Below are 16,970 nucleotides of genomic sequence, written 5' to 3'. Positions count from 1 at the left end.
ACCTGGGGCGATGCTCAAGGAAGTGATCGCGACCCGATTCATCGCGCCCCTGCGCGAGGGCGGTTCGCTGCCCGGCCTGGTCGAGGCCGACGACTCCGGCACCTACGTCCTGAAGTTCACCGGCGCGGGGCAGGGCCGCAAGACACTGGTCGCCGAGGTCGTCTGTGGCGAACTCGCCCGCCGGCTCGGGCTGCGGATACCGCGCCTGGTCACCGTCGAGCTCGACCCGGAGCTGGGCCTGGGCGAACCGGACGAGCAGGTGCAGAGTCTGCTGAGGTCCAGCGGCGGCACCAACCTCGGCATGGACTTCCTCTCCGGCGCACTCGGGTTCGACCCGCTCGCCTTCCCTGTGAGCCCCGAGGAGGCCGGCCGTGTGGTCTGGTTCGACGCGCTGATCAACAACGTCGACCGGTCCTGGCGCAACCCCAACCTGCTGAGGTGGCAGGGCGAGCTGTGGCTCGTCGACCACGGCGCGACGATGATCTGGCACCACAACTGGCCCGGCGTGGACGCCTCCGCCGCCCGCCCGTACGACGCCTCCGACCACGCGCTGGCGTCCTTCTCACCCGATGTCGCCTCCGCCGCCGCGGAGTTGACGCCCCTGGTGACAGGGGAACTCCTCGCCGACGTCACCGCACAGATCCCTGACGCCTGGCTCACGGACGAACCCGGCTTCGCCGCGCCGGACGACCTGAGGCAGGCCTACGCGCGCCCGCTGCTCGCCCGGGCCGCCGTCATCCACGAGCGCATCCAGGGGCTGAAGTGAACGACCGGCACATCATCAGGGGCGGACCGCGGGACCGCCACGTCTACGAGTACGCCGTCCTGCGCGTGGTCCCACGCGTGGAACGCGGCGAGTGCGTCAACGCCGGGATCCTCGTCTACTGCCGTGCCGAGGCGTACGTCGGTGCCCGCACCCACCTCGACGAGATGCGCCTGCTGGCCCTCGACCCCCGGGCCGACGTGGCCGGGGTCCGAGCCGCCCTGCGCGCCGTCGAGAGCCTCTGCGCGGGCGGCTCCGCGGCCGGCCAGGCGGCGTCCGACGACCCGGGCCGCCGATTCCGCTGGCTCGTCGCCCCCCGCTCCACGATCGTCCAGCCCGGCCCCGTGCACACCGGCCTGACCACGGACCCGGCAGCGGAGACCGACCGGTTGCTGGACCTGCTGGTGCGGTGACGGACGCCGCGCCGACCGTCAGTGCCGGCGGCGCCTCACCAGGCAGCCGGCCGCGAGGACGGCACCCGCCGCGAAGGTCAGGCCGATCCCCGTCTCCCAGTCGCTCGGCCCCGAGGACACCGCGCCCCCGGCCCCGCCCCGCACGCCGCGGGAAGGGGCGGTTGCGGTCGCCGTGGCGACGAGGCCGGACCGGCTCGCGGACCCGGACGGGCCGACGGACGGGCTCGCGGACGGGCTCGCGGACGGGGAGGGGCTCGCGGAGGCGGACGGCCGGACGGGGGAGATGACGCCCGAGCCGACGCGGGGCAACGCCTCGCACGCGATGCCGTCGTCCGGGCCCTGGTCCTCGTCGAGTCGGTGGGGGTCGCCCGGATCCGCCTCGAAGGCGGCCTGCGCGTCCTCCTGGAAGGCGAAATCACGGCAGTCCAGGTCCTGCCGGGCATGAGCGGGGTCGGCCAGCGGCACGATCGCGGCGATCGCGAACAGCGTGCCTATGGCACCGGTGCGACGGCGCATGGAGCGCCTCCCTTCCGGCCACGGGTGGCTCGCGCTCCGACGCTAGGCGCCCAGAGGTGCGGCGGCGCGTGTCCGTAGGCTGATCGGGTGTCCCGCGAGGTGCCGTGGGGCAGGGTGGGCCCGGGTGATGGATCACATGCCGCCCTCGGCCGTTGACACCGCGTGCCAGGGCTTCTAGCGTCACACCCACTGAAGGTACTAAGCGGTCGCTCACCTGAGGAGTAGCAGTCATGTCCACCACTGAGCAGCGGGTTGCCGTCGTGACCGGTGCCGCGCGCGGCATCGGTGCCGCCACCGCCGTACGACTGGCCGCCGAGGGCCGCGCGGTCGCCGTGCTCGACCTCGACGAGGCGGCCTGCAAGGACACCGTCGAGAAGATCACCGCAGCGGGCGGCAAGGCCCTCGCGGTCGGATGCGACGTCTCGGACGAGGCGCAGGTCGAGGCGGCCGTCGCACGGATCGCCGAGGAGCTCGGCGCGCCGACGATCCTGGTCAACAACGCGGGCGTGCTGCGCGACAACCTGCTGTTCAAGATGAGCGTCTCCGACTGGGACACCGTCATGAACGTGCACCTGCGCGGCGCCTTCCTGATGTCCAAGGCCTGCCAGAAGCACATGGTGGACGCGGGCTTCGGCCGGATCGTCAACCTGTCGTCGTCGTCCGCGCTGGGCAACCGCGGCCAGGTGAACTACTCGGCCGCCAAGGCGGGCCTGCAGGGCTTCACCAAGACCCTCGCCAAGGAACTCGGCAAGTTCGGCGTCACCGCCAACTCCGTCGCCCCCGGCTTCATCGCCACCGAGATGACCAAGGCCACCGCCGACCGCGTCGGCATGGGCTTCGAGGACTTCAAGGCCGCCGCCGCCACCCAGATCCCGGTGGCCCGGGTCGGCGAGCCGGAGGACATCGCCAACGCCATCGCCTTCTTCACCGGCGAGGCGGCCGGGTTCGTCTCCGGCCAGGTGCTGTACGTGGCCGGCGGACCGCTCGACTAAGGGACGAAGAACATGACTTCCGTGGAACTCTCCGGCAAGGCCGCCCTCGTCACGGGCGCCAGCCGCGGCATCGGCTACGGCGTCGCCGAGGCACTGGTCGCGCGCGGTGACCGCGTGTGCATCACCGGCCGCAACGAGGACGCCCTCAAGGAGGCCGTCGAGCGGCTCGGTGCCGACCGCGCGGTCTACGTGGCGGGCAAGGCGCACGACGAGGCCCACCAGGCCGTCGCCGTCGAGCGGACGATGGAGGCCTTCGGCCGCGTCGACTACCTGGTCAACAACGCGGGCACCAACCCGGTGTTCGGACCGATCGCCGATCTCGACCTGAACGTCGCCCGCAAGGTCTTCGAGACCAACGTCGTCTCGGCGCTCGGCTTCGCCCAGCGGACCTGGCACGCCTGGCAGAAGGACAACGGCGGCGCGATCGTCAACATCGCCTCCGTCGCGGGGCTGTCGCCCTCGCCCTTCATCGGCGCGTACGGCGTCAGCAAGGCCGCGATGATCAACCTGACCGTGCAGCTCGCGCACGAGTTCGCGCCCAAGGTCCGGGTCAACGCGATCGCCCCGGCCGTCGTGAAGACCAAGTTCGCCCAGGCCCTGTACGAGGGCCGCGAGGAGGAGGCCGCCGCGGCCTACCCCCTGGGCCGCCTCGGCGTGCCGTCCGACATCGGGGGCGCGGCCGCGTTCCTCACTTCCGAGCAGTCCGACTGGGTCACCGGCCAGACGCTCGTCGTGGACGGCGGCATCTTCCTCAACGCCGGAACGGGCTGACGCGGAGCGCGCCCACGGGCCCTGCACGGGCGTCCGTCGACACCGACGGCGCCCGTGCCGGCGTAAAGGCACGGCAAAAGACGATGACAACGTCGTCAAAGGTTTATCGATCAAGAGGTCATGGACGGGGAGGGTCAGGGGGCGCGCCTCTGCGGTATGGTCTGCCGACCCTTGGTATGGCAGATCGAGGAGCGTGCGCGTGTTCAAGCGGAACCGGTGCCTGTGGCGGGTGGCGGCCATCGCGTCCATATCGTCCCTGCTCGCCGGGTGCGGTGTGCTGTCGTCCGACACCCCGGAGGACGAAGGACCGATCGTCCTGGGCACCACCAGTGCCCCCAGCACGCTCGACCCCGCCGCGTCGTGGGACAGCTCCTGGGAGCTGTTCCGCAACATCTACCAGACGCTGCTGAGCTATCCGAAGGGCACGAGCGAGCCCCAGCCGGACGCCGCCGAACAGTGCGGCTTCAGCGACTCCTCGAACCAGGTCTACCGCTGTGAGCTGCGCGAAGGCCTGAAGTTCTCCAACGGCGACGCGCTCGACGCCCAGGCCGTGAAGCACTCGTTCGACCGGATCCGCAAGATCAACGTCAACGGCGGCCCCGCCGGTCTGCTGGGCAGCCTGGAGCGGGTCCAGGCGCCGAACGAGCGTGAGGTGATCTTCCACCTCAACAAGCCGGACGCCACCTTCCCGTTCGTGCTCGCCACCCCCGCCATGTCGATCGTGTCCCCGGAGGCCTATCCGCGGGACAGCCTGCGCAAGGGTGGCGACGTGGTCGGCTCCGGGCCGTACACCCTCGACTCGTACACCGACGGCAAGGAAGCCGTCCTCGTCCGCAACGACACCTACACGGGCTACGCGGAGCGCCGGAACGACGCGGTGACCGTCCGCTACTTCCAGGACTCCGGCGCCATGGTGAAGGCCCTGCGGGACAAGGAGATCGACGTGACCTACCGCGGCCTGGCCGCCGGAGACGTCGTCGACCTCCAGAGCAAGTCCTCCAAGGACGAGGAGATCCAGCTCGTCGAGGGCACGGGCACCGACATCAACTACCTGGTGTTCAACCCGAAGGACTCCTGGGCGAACAAGAAGGCCGTGCGCCAGGCCATCGCACAGGTCGTCGACCGGGCGGCGATCGCCCACAAGGTCTACAAGGACACCGTCGACCCGCTGTATTCCATGGTCCCCAAGGGTCTCACGGGCCACACCACGGGCTTCTTCGACGACTACGGCGACCCGGACGTCGCCAAGGCCCGCAAGATCCTCACCGAGGCGGGCATCAACCAGCGCGTCCCGCTCACCTTCTGGTACACCAGCGACCGTTACGGCTCCGAGACCGCCGGGGAGTTCAAGGAGCTGGAGCGCCAGCTGGAGGCCTCCGGCCTGTTCACGATCAGCCTGAAGAGCCGCCCCTGGAAGACGTACGTCGAGGGCTACCAGAAGGGCGAGTACCCGGTGTTCGGGCGCGGCTGGTTCCCCGACTTCCCGGACGCCGAGAACTTCATCGCGCCGTTCGTCGGCGACCAGAACGCCCTCGGCACGCCCTACCCGGCCCCCGAGATCACCGGCGAGCTGCTGCCCCGGTCGCGCCGGGAGAGCGACCGCGCGAACGTGGAGAAGGAGTTCGAAGAGGCCCAGCGGATCCTCGTGGACGACGCGCGGCTGCTGCCGCTGTGGCAGGGCCGGCAGTACGTGGCCGCCAGCCGGGACATCTCGGGCGCGGAGCGGGCCATGGACCCGTCGACGATCATGATGTTGTGGGAGCTGCACCGCAAGACCGCCTGGTAGGCGGCCGGCTCCGGTCTCTCCCGGGCACGTTGTCAGTGGTCGCCGGTAGGTTCGTGGCCTGGAAGTGACCGCACATCGTGAGGACGTTGACGTGACCGACATCGCCATGCTGCCCGAGTCCTGGCGCGGGGTTCTGGGCGACGAGCTGCAGCAGCCCTGGTTCAAGGAGCTGACGGAGTTCGTCGAGGAGGAGCGGGCGAAGGGTCCCGTCCATCCGCCGCGCGAGGAGGTCTTCGCCGCCCTGGACGCCACGCCGTACGAGGGGGTCAAGGTCCTGATCCTCGGTCAGGACCCGTACCACGGCGAGGGGCAGGGGCACGGGCTGTGCTTCTCGGTCCGGCCGGGGGTGCGGATCCCGCCGTCCCTGCGCAACATCTACAAGGAGATGCACCAGGAGCTGGGCACGCCGATCCCGGACAACGGCTATCTCATGCCGTGGGCCGAGCAGGGTGTACTGCTGCTCAACGCGGTGCTCACGGTCCGCGGCGGCGAGGCCAACTCGCACAAGGGCCGGGGCTGGGAGAAGTTCACCGACGCCGTGATCAGGGCCGTGGCCGAGCGCCCCGACCCGGCGGTCTTCGTGCTGTGGGGCAATTACGCCCAGAAGAAGCTCCCGCTGATCGACGAGTCCCGGCATGCCGTGATCAAAGGTGCGCATCCCTCGCCCCTGTCCGCGAAGAAGTTCTTCGGCTCGCGGCCCTTCACGCAGATCAACGAGGCGGTGGCGGCGCAGGGGCACACCCCGATCGACTGGACGATCCCGGACCTGGGCTGACGCACGCCCGCCGTACGCCCGTGCCGCCCGGGCCCGGCGCCCGGAGCCGCCTGAGCCGGATCGCCCCCGCCTGCGGTTACCGTCGGCGGGAACAGCCGGCGAGTGCGCGGAGGGCGTCGTGGCGGAGCGACAGGAACAGACGGCGCCCGATGCCGTGCTGACGCGGATCGGGCAGGTCGTCATGCTGCACCACGCGGGGGACCGGGAGGAGGCCCGTCACCGGTACCTGGGCCTGTGGGCGGAGATCGGCGAGCACGGCGACCCGCTGCACCGCTGCACCCTCGCCCACTACCTGGCAGACACCCAGGACGACCCGGCGGACGAACTGGCCTGGGACCTGCGTGCTCTGACGGCGGCCGAGGAGGCCGGAAAGGAGGCCGTCGCGGTGCCCGCGGTGATCGCGATCTACCCCTCCCTGCATCTGAACCTGGCGGACGACTACCTCGGACTCGGCCGTCGTGACGCCGCCCGCACGCACCTGCGGTGGGCCCGGGAGGCCGCCGCCGCCCTCGCCGACGACAGCTACGGCGAGGGGGTGTGGGCGGCCATCGACCGGCTGGAGCTCCGGCTGGGGGAGGGCGGCTCGGGGACCTGGTCGCCGCCGCGGCAGCGGCCCTGAGGCCCTGGTCGGCACGCTCGGCGATCCGGCCTGCGTGGTCACCGGACCACGCGTCACCGCCTGTCAACGCCCGTACGTGTCACGGCAGATCGTCGCCTCCGGGCTGTCCGCCCGCCATCCCCCGTAGCGCCTGCCCAGCGCGCAGATGTCCGCGTTGCCCTTCGGGACGCTCTTCTCGACGTCCTGCCGTACCGACTCCGACACGTCGGGGAGGCCGGCGTGCGCCCGCTGGGGGCCGCGCCGAGCGGGCTCGGGGTGTTCCGGACGGGCGGGGCGCGGACGGACGTCGCGATGACCGGGCTGCGGCGTCCCCGGTTCCGGCGCGGCCGCCGGGGGCGCGGCCGGGCCGGTCGCCGAGGCGACAGGTTCCGGGCGGCGGGACGTCTCTTCGATGAGCTGCAGGGCCTCACGGGCCGGCGCCTGCACGATCTGGGTCTCCGCCTCGTCCTCCCGCTCCGGCGCCGACAGGGACGGTGCCGCCGAGGGGCCCGGGGCGGGGGGACGCGGGACCGTCGTACAGCCGGAGAGGGCCGAGACCGCCACGGTCAGCAGGAGCGTCGCTGTGGTCGTCGTTCGATGCACCCGCGCAACTCTGGTGCGTCCGGCCCTCGGTGGGGCCGCGGACCTGGCACAGGATGCCCCGCACGGGTGATCTCGCGCCCCGTACGGAGGGCGCGGGTGCCACGGAGGTGACGTCAGTCGCCGGTCGCGCCGTCGATGCGCTCGCGGATCAGGTCGGCGTGGCCGTTGTGCCGCGCGTACTCCTCGATCATGTGCGTGTAGATCCAGCGCAGGTTGAAGCGTTCGCCGGTGCGCCGGTGTTTGCCCTCGGACATGTCGTCGAGGCCGAAGCGGGCGGCGTTGCGCCGGGCGGTCTCGATCTCGGACTGCCAGGTGGCGTACGCCTCCTCCCACGTGTCGGACTGGGAGAGATGGAACTCGCCGTCCGGATCCTCCTCGGTGCAGTAGAGCCGGTCGGCGTCCTCGGCCGCGAGTACCTTGCGGAACCAGCCCCGCTCCACCACCGCCATGTGCCGCACCAGGCCCATCAGGCTCAGCTCCGACGGCTCCACCGCGGCGGTGCGGAGCTGGGCGTCGGTCAGGCCTTCGCACTTCCAGGCGAGGGTCTGGCGGTGGTAGTCCAGCCAGCCCTCCAGCATCGTGCGCTCGTCGGCGGTGGTGGCGGGCTCTCGGCGTTCGTTCGTCATGGACACATCCTTTCCGAGCCGCCCCTTCCGCACCACAAGATTTTCAGCCCCCGAGCATCCCCTCCAGCAGTTCCCGCAGCCCGGCCCGCACCTCCTCCAGGCTCGGCGTCTCGGCGCCGAACGACCCCGCCACGCAGCTGAACATCAGTCCGTCCGCCCAGGCGATCAGCGACAGGGTGTGCCGGGCCGGGTCGGTCGAGCCCAAGCCGCTGACCAGGGCAGTGAGCTGGTCCCGGAAGCGGGCGCCCGTGGCGTCGAAGAAGGCCCGCAGCTCGGGGCGGCGCGTCGCCTCCAGGGCCAGTTCGTAGCGGGCGAGCGTGAGTGCGCGGTGGTCCGTCAGGGCCCGGTGGGCCGCCAGGGCCAGCGCGTCCGCCAGGGAGGCGGCCCCGGCCTCGGGGTCCGGCATCTCGTGCAGGGCCAGGACCCGGGCCTCGCGGTCGGCCAGGCGCCGCACCGCCAGCTCCAGCAGGGCCTGCCGGGTGCGCGCGAGGTTCGAGGTGGAGCCCTGGGGGAGTCCGGCCGCCTCGTCGACCGCCCGGTGCGTGAGGCCGCGCATGCCGCGCTCGGCGAGCAGGGCGAGGGCGGTGTCGGCGATCAGGTCGGAGCGGGAAGGGCCGGCGGTGCGTACGGACATGGGCTCACGCTACCCGTTCGACTACACGTGTAGTAACGTCAATGGTGTCACTACAGATGTAGTCGGAGTCGAGGAGGGGCCATGACACAGCTCGGGCATGCCGTCGTGATCGGTGGCGGCATCGGGGGCCTGACGGCGGCGGTCGCCCTGCACATGCGTGGCCTGCGGGTCACGGTGCTGGAGCGCGCCCCCTCGCTGGAGCCGGTCGGCGCGGCGATCTCCCTCGCGCCCAACTCCCTGCGCGCGCTGGACGTCATCGGCCTCGGCGACGAGATCCGCGACCTCGCCGTCTGGTCCGGGGACGGCGGCCTGCGGACCCCCTCCGGGCGGTGGCTCTCGCGGTCCTCCGCCGACGCCGCCGCCGAGCGCTTCGGCGGCCCGCTCGTGCTGCTGCACCGTGCCACCCTCATCGCGAGCCTGGCCTCCCGGCTCCCCCCGGGCACCATCCGCACGGACGCCGCCGCGGCCCTCGCCGACAGCGGCGGCACCGACCGGCCCGCCCGGGTCAGCAGCAACGGCAAGGTGCTGGAGGCCGACCTGGTGGTGGGGGCGGACGGCATCCGCTCCGCCGTACGCCACGCGCTCTTCCCCGCCCACCCCGGGGCCGTGTACTCCGGCTTCACCACCTGGCGGGTCGTGATCCCCGTGCCCGGTGCCGAGTTCGCCTCCCACGAGACCTGGGGCAGGGGCCGCATCTGGGGCACGCACCCGCTGAAGGACGGCCGCGTCTACGCCTACGCCGCCGCGGTCACGCCCGCCGGGGGACAGGCGCCCGACGAGAGGGCCGAGCTGCTGAGCCGCTACGGCGACTGGCACGACCCGATCCCCGCCGTGCTCGCCGCCGCCCGGCCCGAGGACGTCCTGCGCCACGACGTCCACCACATCGCCGAACCCCTGCCCGCCTACCACCACGGCCGGGTCGCCCTGGTCGGCGACGCCGCGCACGCCATGCCCCCGACCCTCGGCCAGGGCGGCAACCAGGCCATCGAGGACGCGATCGTCCTCGCGCACCACCGCGACGACCTGCCCGCCTACACCGCCGCCCGGCTGCCCCGCACGACCGCCGTCGCACGCCGGGCCGTGCGGGTCGCCCGCCTCAACCTCATGACGAACCGCGCCGGGATCGCCGTACGCGACACCGCCGTGGCCACGCTGTCGAAGGCCGGGCCCGCCCTGGTCCTGCGCGGCTTCGACGGCATCGCCGACTGGCGGCCGCCGCAGAGGGACGCCGTATGCTCCGAGCAGACCCCGGCAGGCAACCGTTAGAGGAGATCACCCCGTGAAGGTCGGCTGCATCGGACTCGGCGACATCGCGCAGAAGGCCTACCTTCCGGTCCTCGCCTTCCAGCCCGGGGTGGAACTGCACCTGCAGACCCGCACGCCCGCCACACTCGACCGGGTCGCCGAGAACCTGCGCGTCCCGCCGGAGCGGCGGCACACCACCCTCGACTCCCTGATCGCGGCGGACCTCGACGCGGCGTTCGTGCACGCGCCCACGCTCGTGCACCCGGAGATCGTGACGCGGCTGCTGCAGGCGGGCGTACCGACGTACGTCGACAAGCCGCTCGCCTACGCACTCGACGACTCCGCGCGGCTGGTGGCGCTCGCCGAGGAGCGGGGCGTGAGTCTCGCCGTCGGCTTCAACCGGCGCCACGCCCCCGGCTACACGCAGTGCGCGGACCATCCGCGCGAGCTGATCCTGATGCAAAAGAACCGCGTCGGGCTGCCGGAGGACCCCCGCGCGATGATCCTCGACGACTTCATCCACGTCGTCGACACCCTCCGGTTCCTGGTGCCCGGCGAGATCGACGACGTGACCGTGCGCGCCCGCGTCCAGGACGGGCTGCTGCACCACCTGGTGCTCCAGCTCGCCGGGGACGGCTTCACCGCGCTCGGCGTGATGAACCGGCTCAGCGGTTCCGCCGAGGAGATCCTCGAAGTGTCCGGGCAGGACACCAAGCGCCAGGTGGTCAACCTCGCCGAGGTCGTCGACCACAAGGGCCAGCCGACCGTGCGGCGGCGCGGGGACTGGGTGCCGGTGGCCCGGCAGCGCGGGATCGAGCAGGCGGTGCTCGCTTTCCTCGACGCGGTCCGGACGGGCAAGGTGCTCAGCGCCCGGGACGCGCTGGAGACCCATGACCTGTGCGAGCGGGTGGTGCGAGCGGTCCAGGAGCGGACCGCCTGAGCCGCACGGTCCGTACGCCCTCGCCGACGGCCCACAGGGCGAGGAGCAGCATCGCCGCGTGCACCGTCCAGTCGCCGTGGCGGACATAGGGCGTGGTGCCGTGGGCGAGGGGGATGTCGTACATCTGCGCGGCGGAGGCGTCCGTACCGAGCCATGATCCGACGCGCCGCCCGTCCGGGCCGTACACGGCGGAGACGCCCGTCAGGGTCGCGTGCACCATGGGGCGGCCGGTCTCGGCGGCCCGCAGTGCGGCGAGCGACGCGTGCTGCTCGGGTGCCCAGCTGTGCTGGAACGTCGACGTCGACGACTGGCCGATCAGCACGTCGACGCCCTCCCGGGTGAGGTGGCGGGTCATGTCGGGGAAGGCGGTCTCGAAGCACACCAGCGGGCCGACGCGCAGATCGTCCCCGACGTTCATCACGACCGGCTGCGAGCCGCGCCTGCGGTCCTCGCCCGCGGCCTTGCCGACCGAGGTGACCCAGCCGAGCAGGGACCGGGCCGGGATGTACTCGCCGAAGGGCACGAGCCGCATCTTGTCGTAGCGTTCGCCGGTCAGGCCGTCGGGTCCTACCAGGACCGAACTCTTGTAGATGCCGGGCTTGTCGGAACGCCGGGCATCGACGTTGACCAGGGTGTCGGCGCCCGTCGCGCGGGAGAGGTCCGCGAGCCGCCGGGCGAGGCCGGGCCGGTCGTCGAGGTCGAAGCCGACGCTGCTCTCGCCCCAGACGACCAGGTCGGCGTCCTGGCCGGCGAGCCGACGGGTGAGCTGCTCCTCGCGGGCGAACCGGGCGTCCGGGCCGGCGACGACGCCCGGCTGCACGACCGCGATCCTGACCTGGCCGTCGACGGCGGGGCGGGGTGAGAACGCCCAGGCGGCGGAGGTGGCGGCGGCCGTGGCGACGAGACCGGCCACGGCGGGCACCCGGGCCCGGCGGACCGCGACGAGGACGGCGACCGCGACGTTGACGGCCACGAGCAGGTAGCTGAGCAGCCACACCCCGCCGACCGAGGCGAGTCGCAGCGCGGGCTCGGCCTGCCACTGACTGCTGCCGAGCATGCCCCAGGGGCCGCCGAGCCCCTGCCAGGAGCGGACCAGCTCGACGGCCAGCCAGCCCGACGGCAGGACCAGGAGCGCGACCGTGACCCGCCCGAGGGAGGGCAGGCCTCCCAGGAGACGGCGCACCAGCCAGCCCCACGGGGCCCACAGGGCACCCAGGAGGGCGGCGAGGACGAGCGTGAACACGTGCAGGCTCGGCAGCAGCCAGTGGTGCATGGCCAACATGAAGCCGAGGCCGCCGCACCAGCCGTCGTACGCGGCCCGCTTGCCGGTCGGCGCGGTGCGCAGCAGCAGGAGCCACGGGACCAGGGCGACGTAGGCGCACCACCACAGGGACGGCGCGGGGAAGGCGAGGACAGGGAGGGCGCCCGCTACCGCCGCGGCGGCCGAGCGGCGCCAGGGGGAGGCGAGCCAGTGGCCGAGCGTCTTCATAGGCGCCTCCTACCCGCGGGTGCCTCCAGTGTGCGCCTTGCGGACGATCTAGAACACAGGACGCCGGGTCAGTTGACCACAGGCGCCGTCCGCGGCTCGGGAACGCGCCGCCACTTCCCGTGCGCGGGTGATACTCGGTGGCCGCCGAGGACGCCGGGGACCCAGGATGTCCTCCGTGAACGATCGACACGAACCGAGATTCCGGGTGCGCGCACACCACACCGAGTCCACGATCACCGTCTACCAGGCCTACCGCCCGGAGATCGGCGGCCCCGCCGCCCGCCTGGACCGCTTCCCGTCGTCCTGGAAGCGGGAGCGCATGACCTGGATCAAGCCGTCGTTCCTGTGGATGATGTACCGCTGCGGCTGGGCCACCAAGGAGGGCCAGGAGACGGTCCTGGCGATCGAGATCGACCGCGAGGGCTTCCTCTGGGCGCTGCGCAACGCCTGCCTGTCCCACCACGTCCCCGCCTTGCACGGCGACCGGGCCTCCTGGAAGCGGCAGTTGAGGCAGGCGCCCGCGCGGGTGCAGTGGGATCCGGAACGGGACCTGCACCTCAACCCGCTGCCGCACCGGTCGGTGCAGCTGGGGCTCGCGGGGGAGGCCGCCGCGCGGTACGCGGACGAGTGGATCGTGGGGATCGAGGACGTCACACCGCTTGCCAGGGAGATCCACGGGCTGGTGCGGTCGGGACAACGGGACTCCGCCGCGGGGCTGTTGCCCGAGGAGCGGCCCTTCGCCCTCGACGACGAGGTGCTCGCACGGCTTTGTGCCTGGAGAGGATCCGAGGAGAAGGGAGGCGGGAGAAGGGAGGCGGGAGAAGGGAGGCGCGGCCGCTCAGGCCGCCGTGACGACGCCGCCTCGGATCGCGGCAGCCCACTCGACGACGAGGAGCTCGTACTCGGCGCGCTCCTCGGCCGACAGGGTGCCGCCCGTGCGCTGCCACAGCGCACGGATCTCGTCGTTGACCTCGGCAGCGGGCCGCACGGAACCAGGGGTCACGAAATCGGGGGACATGCGGACAAGCCTAGGCGCAGCCACTGACAGCCCGCTACCGGACAGCTACCCGATCCCTATGCGGTTGGTCACGAGACCCGCGTCACGCAGGCTCCGGGTCAGCCCGCCGACTCGGCCGCGTGGGGGCTCAGGGCACCCATGCTGACCAGCACGATGATGACGATGCCGAGGACGATGCGGTAGTAGACGAAGGGCATGAAGCTCCTGGTCGAGATGAACTTCATGAACCACGCGATCACGGCGTACCCCACCCCGAAGGCGATCACCGTGGCGAAGATCGTCGGGCCCCACGAGACATGGCCGCCCGCGGTGGCGTCCTTCAGCTCGAACATGCCGGACGCCAGCACCGCGGGGATGGCGAGGAGGAAGGAGTAGCGGGCCGCGGCCTCGCGCTTGTAGCCCATGAACAGGCCGCCGCTGATGGTGGCGCCGGAGCGTGAGACGCCCGGGACGAGCGCCATGGCCTGGCAGACGCCGTAGATCAGGCCGTCACGGACGCCCAGGTCCTCGAGGGCCTTGCGCTGCTTGGGCGCGCGGTGCTTGCCGCCGTTCTCGTCGCGGGCCGCGAGCCGGTCGGCGACGCCCAGGACGATGCCCATGCCGATCAGCATCGTCGCGGTGATCCGCAGATCGCGGAACGGTCCCTCGATCTGGTCCTTCAGCGTCACGCCGAGCACACCGATCGGGATCGAGCCGACGATGACCAGCCAGCCCATCCGGGCGTCGGGGTCGCCGCGCAGCGTCTTGTCGGTGAGCGAGCGGGTCCACGCCGAGATGATCCGTCCGATGTCCTTGCGGAAGTAGATCAGCACGGCTGCCTCGGTACCGATCTGCGTGATCGCCGTGAAGGCCGCGCCCGGGTCCTCCCAGCCCGAGAAGGCCGCGGTCAGCCGCAGGTGGGCGCTGGAGGAGACGGGAAGGAACTCGGTCAGCCCCTGGACGAGTCCGAGGATGAGTGATTCGAACCAAGACATGAGGTAACGGAGTCCAAGTGCCGATCGTGGGACGGACGACGGACGCACCAGGCCGCCGTCGCGAGGAACGGGGTATCAGGTGTGCCGAGGGGGAAGCGTAGCGCCATTGGAAGGCCGCCAGGACACAGGGGTTTGCTGCCGCTCCCGACCAGCGGCGATCAGGCCGCGGTGGGCCCGGTCACCGTCCAGCCGGGTGTCTGGGGGCGGGCCGTGAGGTCCTCGTGGCGCACCTCGTCGCCGCACGCCCGGCAGGTGACGGCCGGGGTGAGGGTCTGGCCGCAGGAGTGTTCCAGGAGCATCGGGCGGTCGCCGTCCGGCCGGAGGTGGCGGTCGCCCCACGCCATGAGGGTCATGTCACCAGTACCGGCTCCGGTTCCAGTCCCGCCCGGGTCGGCCGGTACTCGAAGCGCTGCGAGCGCTCGCTGTCGAGGTGCTTGGCCAGGATTCCGCCGTCGACGAGCCGGCGCAGCCGGGTGGCCAGGATGTCGCGCGGGGCGCCGGTGTTGCGGACCAGCTGGTCGAAACGGCCGTTGCGCAGAAGGGCGTGACAGTGCCTCAGAGGCGGCGCAGCCGGTGCCGCTTGCGCCAGGCCACCACCGCGCCCGCCAGAGCCGGCAGGGCGATGCACGCCATGGCGATCAGGAAGGCGGGAGAGGTCGGGGTGGAGGCGCGGGCGCCGGCGACGGCGTAGGCGGCGGTGTTCGGGATCGACCCCAGGCCCGTGGCCAGCAGGAACGGCAGCAGGCCCATGCGGGACACGGAGGCGCAGTAGTTCGATGCCCAGAACGGCACCCCCGGGAACAGGCGCACCATCAGCATCGAACGGAAGCCGTGCCGGCTGAGCTGGCCGTCCGCGGCCTTCAGCCAGCGCCCCCGCAGCAGCGGGCGCAGGGCGTCCTGGCCCAGCGCCCGGCCCAGGCAGAAGGCGATACCGGCACCGAGCACGGTGCCCGCCAGCGCCACGCCGAGGCCGAGCTGCGAACCGAACAGGGCGCCCGCAGCCAGGTTCAGCAGCGGCCTCGGCACGAACGCCACGGTGCACACGCCGTACGCCACCGCGAACACCGCCGCTGCCGCGGCACCGCCGAGCTGTGGCGGCCAGCCCTCCGTCAGCAGCCGCTGCGGCTCGAACAGCAGCACGCCGCAGGCGCCCGCGGCGAGCAGCACGACGAGCAGGGACAGCCGCGACCACGGGGACAGCAGAACTCTCGTGCAACGGGCGGCGAAACGGGTCGGTACGGCGGGCGAGGCGTTCGCTGCCGGGGGAACGGCGACGGCGAGCTCCGCGGTGGTGGCCCGGGGAGAGGCCGTGGCGGTGCCCCCAGAGCGGGTGGTGGCATCGAGCATCCGGTGACACTAACCGACAAATGTGTGTGATCGCCGTATGGTTCGTCTCACGAGCGTCACCGACCGGCGTGTGCAGCCGGGGGCGCAGCCTTGTGCGCAGGGCACCTAAAACCATTCGACGTGCGGTAAAGCGTCGGCAATGATCTGAGTCATGTTCCGGCACGCCTTCACCCTCGCAGCATCCGTGGTCACGGATGCCCCGAAGGCTGCCGTCGCCGATCTCCCGGCCGTTACGGACGGCGCCCGAAGCTGACCCTCTCCGGTTCGTCCGGCGGACCCCGGAAGGGGAGGGTCGGGCAGGTTCTCGGGGTCCCACTTCGTTCTTCGCTGATCAGACGCTTCGAGGTACAGCCATGTCCAAGACGGCCTACGTCCGTACGAAACCGCATCTCAACATCGGCACGATGGGTCATGTCGACCACGGCAAGACCACGTTGACGGCCGCCATCACCAAGGTCCTCGCCGATCGCGGCAGCGGCGCGTTCGTGCCGTTCGACCGGATCGACCGGGCGCCCGAGGAGGCGGCGCGCGGCATCACCATCAACATCGCGCACGTCGAGTACGAGACCGACACCCGGCACTACGCGCACGTCGACATGCCGGGCCACGCCGACTACGTCAAGAACATGGTCACCGGCGCCGCCCAGCTCGACGGGGCGATCCTCGTCGTGTCCGCGCTCGACGGGATCATGCCGCAGACCGCCGAACACGTCCTGCTCGCCCGGCAGGTGGGCGTCGACCACATCGTGGTCGCCCTCAACAAGGCCGACGCGGGCGACGAGGAGCTGACCGACCTGGTCGAGCTGGAGGTCCGCGACCTGCTCACCGCCCACGGCTACGGCGGCGACTCCGTACCCGTCGTACGCGTCTCGGGACTGAAGGCGCTGGAGGGGGACCCGCGCTGGACCGCGTCGATCGAGGCGCTGCTCGACGCGGTGGACACCTATGTGCCGATGCCGGAGCGGTACGTGGACGCTCCCTTCCTGCTGTCGGTGGAGAACGTGCTGACCATCACCGGGCGGGGGACCGTGGTGACCGGGGCGGTCGAGCGGGGTGCGGTGCGGGTCGGTGACCGGGTCGAGGTGCTCGGGGCCGCCGTGGAGACGGTGGTCACGGGTCTGGAGACCTTCGGCAAGCCGATGGAGGAGGCGCAGGCCGGGGACAACGTGGCCATGCTGCTGCGGGGGGTCCCGCGGGACGCCGTCCGGCGGGGACACGTCGTCGCCGCCCCGGGGAGTGTCGTGCCGGGTCGCCGGTTCACCGCGCAGGTGTATGTGCTGTCAGCGCGCGAGGGCGGGCGTACGACGGCTGTCTCCAGCGGGTACCGGCCGCAGTTCTACATCCGCACGGCGGACGTGGTCGGGGACGTCGACCTGGGTGACGTGGCTGTGGCTCGGCCTGGTGACACGGTCGTGATGACCGTGGAGCTGGGGCGGGACGTGCCGTTGGAGCCGGGGCTCGGGTTCGCCATCCGTGAGGG

The 16,970-nt window shown here is 72.0% G+C and carries 18 protein-coding genes and 2 pseudogenes; 11 read left to right on the top strand and 9 right to left on the bottom strand.

The genetic code is table 11. The features are described 5' to 3' along the window. Positions 1-10 precede the first annotated feature (10 nt). Together C1J00_RS10865 and C1J00_RS10860 are read left to right on the top strand one after the other, a co-directional pair. Entirely contained in the window at positions 11-766 is a 756-nt protein-coding gene (locus C1J00_RS10865) for a HipA family kinase (RefSeq protein ID WP_102908831.1), read from the top strand. Beyond that, the gene (locus C1J00_RS10860; RefSeq protein ID WP_102908830.1) at positions 763-1,176 is read left to right on the top strand and encodes a DUF3037 domain-containing protein; all 414 of its coding nucleotides are present in this window, start codon (positions 763-765) and stop codon (positions 1,174-1,176) included. Before C1J00_RS10865 ends, C1J00_RS10860 begins: the two co-directional genes overlap by 4 nt. Before the next feature lie 18 nt (positions 1,177-1,194). On the opposite strand, the gene C1J00_RS10855 is transcribed toward C1J00_RS10860, so the two are convergent. Beyond that, on the bottom strand, positions 1,195-1,692 hold the full coding sequence (locus C1J00_RS10855; RefSeq protein WP_102908829.1) for an excalibur calcium-binding protein: 498 nt from the start codon (positions 1,690-1,692) through the stop codon (positions 1,195-1,197). A 230-nt stretch (positions 1,693-1,922) separates the two neighbouring features. On the opposite strand from C1J00_RS10855, the gene fabG reads away from it, so the two are divergent. The 5 genes from fabG to C1J00_RS10830 all read left to right on the top strand — a co-directional run bounded on the left by fabG (position 1,923) and on the right by C1J00_RS10830 (position 6,635). Beyond that, positions 1,923-2,684 (top strand): 3-oxoacyl-ACP reductase FabG, encoded by a 762-nt coding sequence (gene fabG / locus C1J00_RS10850; protein ID WP_031143260.1) that lies wholly within the window; start codon positions 1,923-1,925, stop codon positions 2,682-2,684. Positions 2,685-2,696: 12 nt separating this feature from the next. Further along, a complete protein-coding gene (locus tag C1J00_RS10845) occupies positions 2,697-3,455 on the top strand; it encodes an SDR family oxidoreductase (protein ID WP_031143261.1) in 759 nt (252 codons plus the stop codon). A gap of 199 nt (positions 3,456-3,654) precedes the next feature. After that, positions 3,655-5,241: an ABC transporter substrate-binding protein gene (locus C1J00_RS10840; RefSeq protein WP_180989500.1), complete on the top strand. Its 1,587-nt coding sequence runs from the start codon at positions 3,655-3,657 to the stop codon at positions 5,239-5,241. Between the two features lie 91 nt (positions 5,242-5,332). Further along, a complete protein-coding gene (locus tag C1J00_RS10835; protein WP_102908827.1) occupies positions 5,333-6,016 on the top strand; it encodes a uracil-DNA glycosylase in 684 nt (227 codons plus the stop codon). 118 nt (positions 6,017-6,134) lie between these two features. Then, positions 6,135-6,635 (top strand): hypothetical protein, encoded by a 501-nt coding sequence (locus tag C1J00_RS10830; RefSeq protein WP_102908826.1) that lies wholly within the window; start codon positions 6,135-6,137, stop codon positions 6,633-6,635. Positions 6,636-6,698: 63 nt separating this feature from the next. On the opposite strand, the gene C1J00_RS10825 is transcribed toward C1J00_RS10830, so the two are convergent. The 3 genes from C1J00_RS10825 to C1J00_RS10815 form a co-directional block, all read right to left on the bottom strand. Next, complete coding sequence (locus C1J00_RS10825) at positions 6,699-7,217, bottom strand: hypothetical protein (RefSeq protein ID WP_180989499.1); 519 nt, start codon at positions 7,215-7,217, stop codon at positions 6,699-6,701. Between the two features lie 113 nt (positions 7,218-7,330). Next, on the bottom strand, positions 7,331-7,843 hold the full coding sequence (locus C1J00_RS10820) for a DinB family protein (RefSeq protein ID WP_102908825.1): 513 nt from the start codon (positions 7,841-7,843) through the stop codon (positions 7,331-7,333). Positions 7,844-7,886: 43 nt separating this feature from the next. Next, the gene (locus C1J00_RS10815; protein ID WP_102908824.1) at positions 7,887-8,477 is read right to left on the bottom strand and encodes a TetR/AcrR family transcriptional regulator; all 591 of its coding nucleotides are present in this window, start codon (positions 8,475-8,477) and stop codon (positions 7,887-7,889) included. 81 nt (positions 8,478-8,558) lie between these two features. Here C1J00_RS10815 and C1J00_RS10810 point away from each other — a divergent pair, with 81 nt between their 5' ends. Beyond that, positions 8,559-9,743 (top strand): FAD-dependent monooxygenase, encoded by a 1,185-nt coding sequence (locus C1J00_RS10810; RefSeq protein WP_102908823.1) that lies wholly within the window; start codon positions 8,559-8,561, stop codon positions 9,741-9,743. A 13-nt stretch (positions 9,744-9,756) separates the two neighbouring features. Beyond that, positions 9,757-10,662 (top strand): Gfo/Idh/MocA family protein, encoded by a 906-nt coding sequence (locus C1J00_RS10805; protein ID WP_102908822.1) that lies wholly within the window; start codon positions 9,757-9,759, stop codon positions 10,660-10,662. Here C1J00_RS10805 and lnt read toward each other — a convergent pair. Continuing rightward, positions 10,586-12,151 (bottom strand): apolipoprotein N-acyltransferase, encoded by a 1,566-nt coding sequence (gene lnt / locus C1J00_RS10800; RefSeq protein WP_102908821.1) that lies wholly within the window; start codon positions 12,149-12,151, stop codon positions 10,586-10,588. The genes C1J00_RS10805 and lnt overlap by 77 nt on opposite strands. Before the next feature lie 166 nt (positions 12,152-12,317). Here lnt and C1J00_RS10795 point away from each other — a divergent pair. After that, positions 12,318-12,920 (top strand): annotated as a pseudogene (locus C1J00_RS10795) (DUF4291 domain-containing protein); the annotation flags it as partial. A 69-nt stretch (positions 12,921-12,989) separates the two neighbouring features. Here the strand turns inward: C1J00_RS10795 and C1J00_RS46605 are convergent. The 4 genes and pseudogenes from C1J00_RS46605 to C1J00_RS10775 all read right to left on the bottom strand — a co-directional run bounded on the left by C1J00_RS46605 (position 12,990) and on the right by C1J00_RS10775 (position 15,490). Beyond that, positions 12,990-13,169: a hypothetical protein gene (locus C1J00_RS46605; RefSeq protein WP_102908844.1), complete on the bottom strand. Its 180-nt coding sequence runs from the start codon at positions 13,167-13,169 to the stop codon at positions 12,990-12,992. Between the two features lie 98 nt (positions 13,170-13,267). Further along, on the bottom strand, positions 13,268-14,143 hold the full coding sequence (locus tag C1J00_RS10785; RefSeq protein ID WP_102908820.1) for an undecaprenyl-diphosphate phosphatase: 876 nt from the start codon (positions 14,141-14,143) through the stop codon (positions 13,268-13,270). 158 nt (positions 14,144-14,301) lie between these two features. After that, a pseudogene (locus tag C1J00_RS10780) lies at positions 14,302-14,681 on the bottom strand (winged helix-turn-helix transcriptional regulator); the annotation flags it as partial. A gap of 17 nt (positions 14,682-14,698) precedes the next feature. Then, the gene (locus C1J00_RS10775; protein ID WP_102908819.1) at positions 14,699-15,490 is read right to left on the bottom strand and encodes a TVP38/TMEM64 family protein; all 792 of its coding nucleotides are present in this window, start codon (positions 15,488-15,490) and stop codon (positions 14,699-14,701) included. A 353-nt stretch (positions 15,491-15,843) separates the two neighbouring features. Here C1J00_RS10775 and tuf point away from each other — a divergent pair. Next, on the top strand, positions 15,844-16,970 hold a 1,127-nt coding region (gene tuf, locus C1J00_RS10770), incomplete at its 3' end, for an elongation factor Tu (protein ID WP_102908818.1).

This window comes from Streptomyces cahuitamycinicus, assembly GCF_002891435.1.
Taxonomy (GTDB): Bacteria; Actinomycetota; Actinomycetes; order Streptomycetales; family Streptomycetaceae; genus Streptomyces; species Streptomyces cahuitamycinicus.
This window is presented reverse-complemented; position numbering and strand designations above follow the sequence as displayed.

Bases quoted from the DNA above. Each gene is read 5' to 3' on its own strand.
- C1J00_RS46605 (WP_102908844.1), bottom strand. From the start codon at position 13,169: ATGTCCCCCGATTTCGTGACCCCTGGTTCCGTGCGGCCCGCTGCCGAG.
- lnt (WP_102908821.1), bottom strand. From the start codon at position 12,151: ATGAAGACGCTCGGCCACTGGCTCGCCTCCCCCTGGCGCCGCTCGGCC.
- C1J00_RS10845 (WP_031143261.1), top strand. From the start codon at position 2,697: ATGACTTCCGTGGAACTCTCCGGCAAGGCCGCCCTCGTCACGGGCGCC.
- C1J00_RS10775 (WP_102908819.1), bottom strand. From the start codon at position 15,490: ATGCTCGATGCCACCACCCGCTCTGGGGGCACCGCCACGGCCTCTCCC.
- C1J00_RS10785 (WP_102908820.1), bottom strand. From the start codon at position 14,143: ATGTCTTGGTTCGAATCACTCATCCTCGGACTCGTCCAGGGGCTGACC.
- C1J00_RS10820 (WP_102908825.1), bottom strand. From the start codon at position 7,843: ATGACGAACGAACGCCGAGAGCCCGCCACCACCGCCGACGAGCGCACG.
- fabG (WP_031143260.1), top strand. From the start codon at position 1,923: ATGTCCACCACTGAGCAGCGGGTTGCCGTCGTGACCGGTGCCGCGCGC.
- C1J00_RS10815 (WP_102908824.1), bottom strand. From the start codon at position 8,477: ATGTCCGTACGCACCGCCGGCCCTTCCCGCTCCGACCTGATCGCCGAC.
- C1J00_RS10855 (WP_102908829.1), bottom strand. From the start codon at position 1,692: ATGCGCCGTCGCACCGGTGCCATAGGCACGCTGTTCGCGATCGCCGCG.
- C1J00_RS10810 (WP_102908823.1), top strand. From the start codon at position 8,559: ATGACACAGCTCGGGCATGCCGTCGTGATCGGTGGCGGCATCGGGGGC.
- C1J00_RS10865 (WP_102908831.1), top strand. From the start codon at position 11: ATGCTCAAGGAAGTGATCGCGACCCGATTCATCGCGCCCCTGCGCGAG.